Here is a 558-nt window from a genome sequence, read left to right on the forward strand (position 1 = left end):
GGTGCGGTATTCCACAATGAGTTTACTGGTGACAGTAATCAATTCCAACTATTCACAATAGGAGGTTAACTATGTGCTGGGTGGCTGCAATCCCTATCGCTATGCAAGGCGCTTCCATGATTATGGGAGGTATGCAGGGTGAACAAGCAAAGGCCGCACAGATTGACCAAGGCAGACGACAAAGCTGGCAGATGATTAAGGAGATGAACTACAACGATGCTAACCTAAAGTTAGAATCTCGTGACCTCCTTGACTCGACTGTCCAAGACTTAACACAAGCCAACATGAACCGAGTGCGGAACATGGGGACAATCAGAGCGGCTATCGGTGAGGGAATGCTTGAAGGTAACTCTATGGAACGTGTATCTCGCGTTACTGAGGGTGACTTCCTTCGAGAGTCTCAAGGTCTCACTGAGAACTATCAACGTGACTACAGTGTCATCTTAGGGAAGCGTATTGCAAACCGAGATAACACAGTGAGTCAAATCAATGAAATCAACAAGTCTGAACCTAAGCTGAAAAGCAAGAAGTCAATACTTCTGGACGCTATGGTAGCGG

The 558-nt window shown here is 46.4% G+C and carries 1 protein-coding gene; it reads left to right on the top strand.

Annotated elements, in window-relative coordinates; genetic code table 11:
- Positions 1–71 precede the first annotated feature (71 nt).
- The coding region (locus tag I6F53_RS20370) for a virion core protein, T7 gp14 family (RefSeq protein ID WP_197240971.1) at positions 72–558 on the top strand (487 nt) is incomplete at its 3' end.

The sequence above is a fragment of the Pseudoalteromonas sp. SWN29 genome (assembly GCF_015864465.1).
Taxonomy (GTDB): Bacteria; Pseudomonadota; Gammaproteobacteria; order Enterobacterales; family Alteromonadaceae; genus Pseudoalteromonas.